We start from the raw sequence: 9580 nt of genomic DNA on the forward strand, positions 1-9580 counted from the left end.
TCCCTTGGCTGCGCCATGTGTTTGCCGATGGCGGATATGCCGGTGAAAAGCTTCACGCCGCCTTGGTGGGCAACGGCAACTGGACGATAGAGATCATCAAACGCTCCGACGCCGCCAAAGGCTTCAAAGTTTTGCCCCGCAGATGGGTGGTGGAGCGCACATTCGCATGGCTTGACCATTTGCCGCCGGCTGGCAAAGGATTGCGAGACTTCCATCAAAAGCTCGACTGCATGGCTCAACATCGCAAGCATCAAGCTAATGATCCGAAGGCTCGCAACTTATTGTTTCGTTTCCTGAACTTTTGAATATGGCTCTTAGATTTCCAATCTGCCGACCGCCGAATATCAGCGGCGAATCGACTGGTGGAGCTTGGCGCTCCAGCATCGATGGCTCATGGTGAGGCAAGTTCAGACTTAGACGCCGTAGTTTGTGACTGTGACCGTGTGATCGAGTTGGGCGGGGAGGTGACAATCCGTTGTTCTTTTGGCAAGGGTCTTTGGATACCGAAATGGTATAAGCGGAACCACACTTCTGAATTGAGAATGCTCATATAAAAGCAGCTTCGTTGGTCTGCCCAAGGTTCCGGCCATTGGCATAACAGGAGGCTAAATGGGGCAAATTGCTTACTATGTGTCCAACGGAGAAATGGTCGAGGCATTCTCAGTTACAGACATACAGTGGGACGCAATCTGCCCTGCTCCCAAAGGAATGCTCTTAATGCCCCGGACTCGGTGGCCCGCGGTCGCGAAGACTTCTATCCGCGGATTGCGTTTTTTCGCACAACGCCCTGGCTATCCGGAACGACTTCCGGTCCCCGAGAGTCATACCCATGTTCAGCCCCAGTTGAGTGGTCCGTTTTGATTGTTAAAGCGTGTCGCTTTTGATGCGATTCAAGGTTTCCAAATCAGTTGCTTTCTGATTCTCTTTCGGCGTTTGAAGGAGAAGAGTGATGGGTAAGCCGCATCCCTTGGCGTTGCGAGAGCGTGTTGTTGCGTTTGTCGAAGAGGGTCATTCGCACCGGGCTGCTGCGGCGCATTTCCGTGTTTCGCCACGGTTCGTCAACGACATGGTGATCCTGAAGCGCGAGACAGGCTCACTTGGGCCCAAACGTCAGGGCAATCCCGGCGTGGGTAAGCTTTCCAGCCAGCACGAATGGCTGAGGTCTCACGTCTCGGAGAACGGTGACCTGACGCTTGACGAACTGACTGGGGGTGGGTTGAAAGTACGTGTAAAAAGTTCACAAGGGCGTTTCGAAGGGTAACGGCCTTGGCAGGAGCGGAGCGGGCTGGTCATCCATGTTGAGCTCATATTTTCCGAAGCGGCGAATGTGCTTGCGAGTGTAGGGGCTGAGGGTGGCGGCGAGTTCTGGCGTGACCTGATGTCCATCGGTGGCCATTGAGGCAAGAGCCTCGGTCAGGTCGGCCACATTTGAAAGCATGATGGCGTTGGCAACCAGACTGGCATATTTGATCTGCTTTTCCTGCTCGACCGGATCGCCGCTCTTGATGACGGGGCCACCGAACGTGACCCAGTCAAGGAAATCGTTGAAGGATTCGATTTTTGTGGTTTCGGCGCGGATAGTGCGCCGGATCTCGGGATTGGCGATATAGCGCAGCAGAAACAGCGTCCGCTCGACGCGGCCGAGTTCACGGAAGGCTTGGTATAGTAGGCTTTTGCGGTTGTGCGATCCCAGTTTGCGCAGCAACATGGAGGGCAAGACAAACCCGGCCTGGATGGAGAGGACCACCTGCATCATATCCTGCCAATGCGTTGCGATCAGACGCCAGTCGATTTCGCGGGTGAAGATGCTGTCGATGTTAAGGTAGCGCACCGCTTTATCCGGTCGATAGAAGGTGGCGTCGCCCCAATTGCGCATCCTCGGCATCAGCATAATGCCCAAAAGACGGGAAAGGCCAAAGACAGGTTCGCTTTCACCTTGGGTGTCGGCATGGAGGGTATCCGGCTGGATCGTGGAACGGTTTTTCATGAGACCGTCGAAGATATGGACAGCTTCCCAGACACCGCATGGAATGAAGGTGGTGAACAGCGCTATATAGTTGTCGGCGATATGGTGATAGGCGATGCCGCCATAGGCGCCGTAACGGATGTGGAGAGCGCCCAGCAAATTGTTTTCGCGCAGCGGCACATGGGTTCCATCGGCGATCGCGGCGCGGCCGGCACCCCAGAGCTTCGGCAAGGCGAAACGATTGTAGGCGTCAATCACGTCCGTCATCGCAGCTTCGAGCTTGGGCGTGCTGATATGTTGGGCATTAAGCCGGCGCAAGGTATTGGCGCTGGCTATAGTGGGAGCATGACGTGCGGCTTGGACCGGGCCGAGATTACAACCGTACCCGAATGTGGTGAAGACATAGCGCTGCTCGGCTCTTTGCAGCTTTGGATCGGCTCCGGACGGCGGACCGAAATGGCGCGTGAAGCTGGTCCAGGAAGTACCGTCCCTGAGAATATCGAGCAAGTGGCGCTCGCGCATGCGGGCATGGACTTCCATCTCGAATGCAGGCAGTCCTTTGGGCACGGTTTTGGCCTTGAGCCGCTTCAGATGTGGAACGCCCTTGGTGTCAATGGTCAGTTCGGCGTTGGAAGGAAAGCCGGCGTCGACCGCTTTTGCAGTCACCGCCAACTCCCGCCGCAACTGCTGTACGAACTGTTCGCCGCTCTGGGGAGAAGACCAAGCGCTTCACAATAGTGTGCCAGCCGCCCCTCGCAATCCGTCCAAGGCAGGAGCTGTGTCCGGTAGTCATCGAAGGTCTCGGCGCTGACGACGAACAAGTCACCTGCCTGCAGGGCAACAGCCAGATGAATGAAGACACAAACTTCGAGTGCGCGACGATCCATCACGACACTACCTCTCCGGCGCTTCGTCACGAAGTTTTTCCATCGCTGTCCGCTGTTCATCACGACATTGCGCACGGACCTGTCGCAGAAGGCTCAGGACCAAAACATAGCGCCGGCCCGGCTGGGTAATGGCCAAAAGTTCGCTTACCTCCAAGGCACGGGCTTCAGAGGCAAATTGCCGGAGCTTGGTGTGGCTGATGTCGTCCAGGAGCGGATCGGGATCAACCAGGCTGGTCAGCCAGTCGAGGCGTTCCGTCCACAGCTTGATCGTCTCAGGTCGCGCCGGCCCAGGCGTCTGTTTCAATCGGTTGAAAGGCGTTGTTACCGCTCCTCTCGGAACCTTCAACAGTTCGTCCAGCAACATGGCAATATTCGGTGTCAATCGTGCCGTGACCTGCTCATATATGCGCGTGTGTACCTGTGTTCGCAGATGGTTGACCAGCCGGTCCAGCGTGCTGAAGGCCGGCAAATCGATCGAGGCCTTACCCAAGGCTTCGATGGCTCGATTGATCAGGTCTGCCGGATCGCTCATCATTTCAGCCGACGCAAGCACGGCGTCCGAAACCAATTGTTCGGCCGTCTCAGAAAATGGCGACACGCCGAGATGGGTACGCACTGCGGTTCGGTGGTGATGGAGCATCGTCTTTTGACGGGTCTCATCGAGCAACGGTGTTGCTGTCGCCAAATCCAATTGCGCCGCCAGATGGGTGACGGTGTCGGCATGAACAGCGGACAGCGCTGGAAAATAGCCAAGGTCCTGCCGGCCCTTCAACAAGGTCGCCAGCGTCAGGCGACCGGCGTCGCTGGATGCCTTGTCGCGAACAAAGAACAGGTCGGTTTCATTCAGGTGGTAGCGGGCGTCCAATTCCTCTGTCGTCAGAGGAGCGCCCGGACGCGGGTAGGCGGTACGGTCAATCGCTGTCATAAGGTGTCCGGAAAAGGGTCCGCCGGAGGCTTGGCGAAACATGCGTAATTTGAAGGCGTTAGGTGATAGCGTTTCGACGTCCGAAAAGGAAGACATTTACGGACGATATAAGCGACAAAACCACGGCCAAAGCCGGACAGCCCTTTATCTGCGGGTCTCCACACCAGACCAAAAACCCGATCTGCAATATGATGGCTTGCTTGGTTATGCTGATCGCGCCGGGCTGGTGATTGTTGGAGACTACTGCGACATCGCCGTCTCAGGTCGCCGCGAAGGGCGACCCCAGCTCAACGCACTTATGGCGAGCGTCCGCAATCGCGAAGTCGATTGCGTCCTGGTCTGGAAATTCGACCGCTTCGCGCGCTCCACCCGCCACCTTTTAACCGCTCTAGAGGAATTCGATCACCTCGGCGTGCGCTTCATCAGCGTCCAGGATCAGATTGATACCGCGAGCCCGATGGGCAAGGCAATGTTCACTATCATTGGTGCCATGGCTGAACTGGAATCTTCACTGATCAGTGAGCGCGTTTCCGCCGGCATGAAAGCGGCCGCCGCGCGCGGCAAACATCTCGGGCGACCGCCGCTTGCTCCTCGGCTAATCGCGGAAATCGAAACGCTCGCAGCATCAACTGATCTCAGTGTGCGGCAAATTCATAGAAAAATTGACGAAAAGGCTAGTCGCGGTCGCGTTGGTGAAATCGTTAAACGTATTAGATCCTTAAGAAGGTCGCCTGTGTGAACTTTTTACACGTACTTTCAACCCACCCCAACATGGCTGGCAACACGCCGGTGCTCGTGGAAAATCTTGACCACGCGGCGCTTGAGCCGTACGTCCACCTTCCGACCGATGAGGGAGTGCGGAACGGAATAGAAGGTCTTGTCGACCTCGACATGGTAATCGGGATGAACCTTGGCGGTCTTCCACTCGGCATATTCGAAGGGCGTATCCGGCAGGGGTTTGAGGGCCGCCTTCTCCAACTCCTCGAACAGTTCGCGGCGGCTTTTGCCGATGTGACGCATCGGTCGGTTGTTCAGATCCTCCAGAAGCTCGGCGATCGCGGCATTGAGTTGGGTCAGCGAGAAGAAGGTCCGGTTCCGCAGCCGGGCGAGGATCCAGCGCTCCACGATCAGCACGGCGCCTTCGACCTTGGCCTTGTCCCGCGGTTTGCGGCTGCGTGCCGGCAGGATCGTGGTGTCGTAGTGCTCGGCAAAAGCCTCAAACGTCGCATTCAGCGTCGGCTCGAACCATAGTGCCTTGGCAACGGCGGCCATCAGGTTGTCGCAGACCAGGCTGTCCGTTACGCCGCCGAAAAAGGTCAGCGCCCGCATCTGGCCGTCGATTCAGTCCGGCAGTTTCTGGCTGAGACTTGCAAGGGCGAAGGTGTAGGAAGAGGCTCCCAGGACCGCAACGAAGATCTGTGCTGCATGAACCGTGCCGGTGGCCGGATCGACGATCGGCACCGTCTGGCCCGCATAGTCGGTCTGCATCACCGCGCCCGCCTCGTAGCGGTTGCGGAAGGTCGCGCTCGTCTTCTTCCGGAACGCCGCGAACCGGTCGCAGAACCAGGTAAGCCATAACCATCAGGATGGGCGGTACGGTACTCCTACCACAGCAGCGTCAGCGTCACACCCTTGCGCTTCAGCTCCCGGGCGACCTTGGCCCAATCCGGCTCGCTCAGATCTAGGGGCGGTCGGCCGGCGCGCCGGAACAAAAGCCGTTCCAGAGTCGCGTCATCTTCATGGCCTGGGGGAAGCGGCCAGCAGGAAAGTCCTGCCTCTCGAGCCCGGTACAGATAGGCGGAAACCGTTGTCTTGCTGATCTTCAGCCGCTTGGACACTTCCCGCACTGAAAGACCCTGGTCAAAGGTTAGGCGCAGGATCGATCGAATGTCTTTCACTGTCGTTCTCCTCGCTTGCTTCCGTCTTGGCATGGGCTCGCTCAATGCATTGAAAAGAAACCACATTGCCAAAACGGCGCAGCCGAGAACCGACCGATAAATTCCACTCCGGGAGCTGTCCGGGAATTTCCGGAACCCGCAAATTATCACTGAGTCCTAATGGACCCCGCTTTTGCGGGTGGGAAGGAGAGTTTCTTCGATGCCGCGATCTGGATCGTTTCGCCGGTTGCCGGATTGCGGCCTTGGCGCGGTATTTTTGCACGGAAATTCAAATCATCGTCATAAATACACCAAAATATAGCAGTTTAACAACTTTGCAGCCTATAGCTGTAGTTCAAGATCTGAACTTGTTCCAACCTCTTCCCCCACTAAAGGAGAATGAAATGCAGACCAATAGCTCTGGCAAAGGCGAGCCAATCGTCAACAAAGTTTCTGTACGGCGTCTTACTCAAGGAGTTAAGCTGAGTTTGACACGACCGGAATGCACAGATTCTACGCTTTCTTGATCTGTCAGCGTTGGGGAGGAACCCATTGGGGTTTTCCCCTCTAAAGCACGACTAAGAAACTGAGTTACGGGAAATCGTCTTCATGCTAAACGCAAACACAAACGTCAAAGCGCCCTCATACGATCTTAACGAAGGAACGGTGCACCAATTTTGCCACGACCTCCTTGAAGTAGATGGAGAATTGCGCTCACTGGCAGACACCCGCGACGATACTACCCTGACATGTTTAGCTTTGGAGATGTGGAGTGCTTTTTCTGATACTCTGGGAAAAATTGAATCCTGTTTGCAGGACAATGATTGTGGCATTGCCGCAATTGACGTCCCGTCGATTTATGACGATCTAACTGATGATGCAATCGCAGGAGCACTCGTCTCAATCGCCCTCACATCTTCGTTGATGCAACCAGCAAAAGACATCGAAAATCAAACGCCTTTTACGATGTTTAGCGCTTCATATAAGAGCGACGAGGCTTTAAATCAGGCTGGGCTTTTGGATATTTCGCCGACAGATATACTTGGTTTTCATTCAGATGGCCTTGTTCGAGAAAAGGAGCTCAGCGTTCCAAGATACATTTCGATATACAATACTTTTATCAACTATCGGAACTGTGGGAACTTCTATTGGATTCCGACTAATTCCGTAAGCAATCTTTCGAGGCATGTTGAAAGCATCGGTTTCGATGACGACTTTATTTTCTCATTGACGCCGACCATTTACGGAACAGCCGGAGCGAAAATTGAAAATGTCGTGGAGCGAAAAGTTCAGACTTCAATTTTTAAAGAAACCGATGATGGAAGGATCACAACGTTCATAAATGGAACGTTTGCTGGCAAGAGGTGCGGTAGCCCCGATTATACAGGTCGTTTCAAAGCATTTCAGTCTGAGCTTTCGGAAAATCCATTCCGATATGCCGCCGCTCAGAAGTCACGACGGATGATCGTCTTGAATAACGCAAATGGCTTTCATGCAAGGGACATTTTTGAAGACCCCATCGAAGGCCACGAAGAAACGCGAAATTACCTTAGAAGCGTTTCCAAGAACGCAGTTAAAACAGGACATGTCATGTAGACAACGAATTCACAGTTTTAAGTAATCAGATTACTCGAACATTTGAGTCAATATCTCGGTGGAAAAACAACGCGAAGCTTATGATTTTATCCAAGAAAATACGAGCCTTCTCGCCGAGTTTTCTATCCTAATCTTCGTTTTCGCCTCTATGTTTTCAATCGGGTTGAGCCTCGTTGTTGTTTCATGGATCGCGACTGTTGAGGGGTCTATCAGGCTAGTTGGGCAACTTTTTTTTGTTGGCAGCGCCACGTCACTGCTTTTCTCCATCTTTGCCGGGGTCGTATCAGATAGTCGAAATCGCTTATCAGTCATTCGCGTTGGCCAAGGTTTACGTGTTTTTGCAGTTCTGGTACTGGCGTTTGGCACACTTGCAGCGCCCACGAAAATTCCCTGGTTGTTTGCATACACGTTTTTGTTTTCTATCGGCACAATACTGAACGCAGGAGCGCTTGACGGCATTATCCAAAAAGCGGTCGTTGAACAGCGACGAATGAAACTTTCCATTCGAGTTTCTATTGGTCGCCAGGTTGGTATGTTCTTAGGGACAGGAGCCGGGGGGCTTTTACTCCATCACCTTGATGCAGGTTGGTCAATTTGCGTCATGGGTTTTCTGATGGTCTTGCAATTGTTCATTATCCAAACAGTTTTTTCTGCATATCAGAACGGCCCCCAAAAACGCTCTGTAGAAATATTCCAAGCGTGGAAACACGGTGTATCAGTCATACTTCGAGATAGAAAACTTTCATTATCTATTGTTTGCATTGGGCTTTTTTTCTCAACATCGCAGATGGCTAATGTTCTTGTTCCCGGATTTGTAAAGGATACCCTAAACAGGGGGAGTGACGTCTATGGCCTTCTAGAAACAGCTTGGGCTGTTGGCGGCGGTGCAATTCTTGCCACGGCCGCAACGCAGTCAAAGATATTCTCTAAGGCCCACTACGAGCTAATTCTCCTTATCTTGGTTGGCATCTTAATGGTGGGATTTGCCAGCCTTCGAAATGTCCCGCTACTTATGATTACGTATGCACTTCTTGGTGGCATGTTTGCGCTTGGAAGAGCGCTGTGCGACGGGCACGTTCTCGTCTTAGCGCCGAATGAAGAAGTTGGTCGCATCAGAGCGACCACAACAATGATCGTCAGCTTATTTGGAATGCTTATTTATATTGCACCGACACTAATTGGCGTCAGTAGTACTATTCCCTACTACATACTATGGGGATTGTTTGTCACCACAATTGGTACAGTTATGCTATTAATTTTGATTAATAAAAATCAATGACAATGATATGGCTGGCTGCCTGCGTGACAGCACTGGCCTCTCGGACGGTAGTGTCGCAAATTTTTCTTGACGTGAGATCAATGGCTTTTTCTTGACACAGTTGTCGTGCGAATTCGATGAACTGGCGGTAAGCAGGAACACCCGGCTGGTTCAGTTGTGCCTTGCGGATCACGTGCACTGTTTCAATTCCATCAAGCGTCGCGCTGGCATTGCCAACTTGTTAATCGGTGACCTGAGACCCCAAAACTCCTCCAGTTTGATGTAGAGTCCGTCGCAGTCAGGAGACGGACGGAATGAAGCGTTCAAGGTTCACAGAAGAACAGATCATCAGCATTTTGCGAGAGCAGGAGAGCGGCAAGAAGACGGCGGACGTTTGCAGGCGTCACGGCATCTCGGAAGCGACCTTCTACAAGTACAAAGCCAAGTTTGGGGGTATGGACGTGTCTGATGCTCGCAAGCTGAAGGCGCTGGCAGACGAGAACGCGAAGCTGAAGAAGCTCCTGGCCGAAGCCATGCTCGACAACGCCATGCTGAAGGACGTCGCTTCAAAAAAATGGTAACGCCCGATGCAAGACGGGAAGCTATGAAGAAGGTTGCCGGAGAGCGCCGGCGCTTTGGCTACAGGCGTATCCATCTGATGCTGGAACGCCAGGGCATCCGAATGAACCAGAAGAAGTTGAGACGGCTCCCTCGCGAGGAAAAGCTGCAAGTCCGCAAACGAGGTGGCCGGAAGCGAGCTCTGGGCACCAGACGACCAATGGTGCTACCCGGTAGGACAAACGAGTGGTGGAGCTTGGACTTCGTGTCGGATGCCTTTACGGACGGCCGCCGGTTTCGGATTTTGGCCGTGGTCGATGACTACAGTCGCGAGTGCCTGACGCTGGTGGCCGATACGTCGTTATCCGGCTTGCGCGTCACCCGTGAGCTCGATGCGCTCATCCGTCTGCGTGGTAAACCGGTCACCGTGGTTTCCGACAACGTCCTATATTCGGAATGATTAGCAGACTTGGCATCAGGTCATTGTCATGCTGAAGCTTTTCAGCATGTTTG

The 9580-nt window shown here is 53.7% G+C and carries 7 protein-coding genes and 4 pseudogenes; 6 read left to right on the forward strand and 5 right to left on the reverse strand.

Annotated elements, in window-relative coordinates; all coding sequences use genetic code 11:
- Positions 1–297: pseudogene (locus tag Q0835_RS28730) on the forward strand (transposase); the annotation flags it as partial.
- A gap of 652 nt (positions 298–949) precedes the next feature.
- Positions 950–1261, forward strand: coding sequence for a transposase (locus Q0835_RS28735; RefSeq protein ID WP_298966722.1), 312 nt, complete (start codon positions 950–952; stop codon positions 1259–1261).
- Here the strand turns inward: Q0835_RS28735 and Q0835_RS28740 are convergent.
- From Q0835_RS28740 to Q0835_RS28750, 3 genes are read right to left on the reverse strand one after another with little or no spacing between them, the layout of a single operon-like run.
- A complete protein-coding gene (locus tag Q0835_RS28740) occupies positions 1238–2632 on the reverse strand; it encodes a transposase (RefSeq protein ID WP_298966723.1) in 1395 nt (464 codons plus the stop codon). The genes Q0835_RS28735 and Q0835_RS28740 overlap by 24 nt on opposite strands.
- Positions 2629–2856 (reverse strand): hypothetical protein, encoded by a 228-nt coding sequence (locus Q0835_RS28745; protein WP_298966725.1) that lies wholly within the window; start codon positions 2854–2856, stop codon positions 2629–2631. Before Q0835_RS28745 ends, Q0835_RS28740 begins: the two co-directional genes overlap by 4 nt.
- A 4-nt stretch (positions 2857–2860) precedes the next feature.
- Positions 2861–3778, reverse strand: coding sequence for a DUF4158 domain-containing protein (locus tag Q0835_RS28750; RefSeq protein WP_298966727.1), 918 nt, complete (start codon positions 3776–3778; stop codon positions 2861–2863).
- 40 nt (positions 3779–3818) lie between these two features.
- Between Q0835_RS28750 and Q0835_RS28755 the strand changes: the two genes are divergently transcribed.
- Positions 3819–4517 carry a recombinase family protein gene (locus tag Q0835_RS28755; RefSeq protein WP_298966729.1) on the forward strand — a complete coding sequence of 233 codons (699 nt, stop codon included), beginning with the start codon at positions 3819–3821 and terminating at the stop codon, positions 4515–4517.
- A 32-nt stretch (positions 4518–4549) separates the two neighbouring features.
- Here the strand turns inward: Q0835_RS28755 and istA are convergent.
- Together istA and Q0835_RS28765 are read right to left on the reverse strand one after the other, a co-directional pair.
- Positions 4550–5709, reverse strand: a pseudogene (gene istA, locus Q0835_RS28760) (IS21 family transposase); the annotation flags it as partial.
- A 113-nt stretch (positions 5710–5822) separates the two neighbouring features.
- Positions 5823–5939 (reverse strand): annotated as a pseudogene (locus tag Q0835_RS28765) (HU family DNA-binding protein); the annotation flags it as partial.
- 325 nt (positions 5940–6264) lie between these two features.
- On the opposite strand from Q0835_RS28765, the gene Q0835_RS28770 reads away from it, so the two are divergent.
- The 3 genes and pseudogenes from Q0835_RS28770 to Q0835_RS28780 all read left to right on the forward strand — a co-directional run.
- Complete coding sequence (locus Q0835_RS28770) at positions 6265–7251, forward strand: hypothetical protein (RefSeq protein WP_298966731.1); 987 nt, start codon at positions 6265–6267, stop codon at positions 7249–7251.
- A 58-nt stretch (positions 7252–7309) separates the two neighbouring features.
- Positions 7310–8530, forward strand: a complete 1221-nt coding sequence (locus Q0835_RS28775; protein ID WP_298966733.1) for an MFS transporter — start codon at positions 7310–7312, stop codon at positions 8528–8530.
- A 293-nt stretch (positions 8531–8823) separates the two neighbouring features.
- Positions 8824–9509 (forward strand): annotated as a pseudogene (locus Q0835_RS28780) (transposase); the annotation flags it as partial.
- Positions 9510–9580 lie beyond the last annotated feature (71 nt).

The sequence above is a fragment of the uncultured Roseibium sp. genome, assembly GCF_947499295.1.
In the GTDB taxonomy this organism is placed as follows: Bacteria; Pseudomonadota; Alphaproteobacteria; order Rhizobiales; family Stappiaceae; genus Roseibium.

Excerpts from the sequence above, each read along its gene's own strand:
- Q0835_RS28735 (WP_298966722.1), top strand. The coding sequence starts at position 950 with ATGGGTAAGCCGCATCCCTTGGCGTTGCGAGAGCGTGTTGTTGCGTTT.
- Q0835_RS28750 (WP_298966727.1), bottom strand. The coding sequence starts at position 3,778 with ATGACAGCGATTGACCGTACCGCCTACCCGCGTCCGGGCGCTCCTCTG.
- Q0835_RS28755 (WP_298966729.1), top strand. The coding sequence starts at position 3,819 with ATGCGTAATTTGAAGGCGTTAGGTGATAGCGTTTCGACGTCCGAAAAG.
- Q0835_RS28770 (WP_298966731.1), top strand. The coding sequence starts at position 6,265 with ATGCTAAACGCAAACACAAACGTCAAAGCGCCCTCATACGATCTTAAC.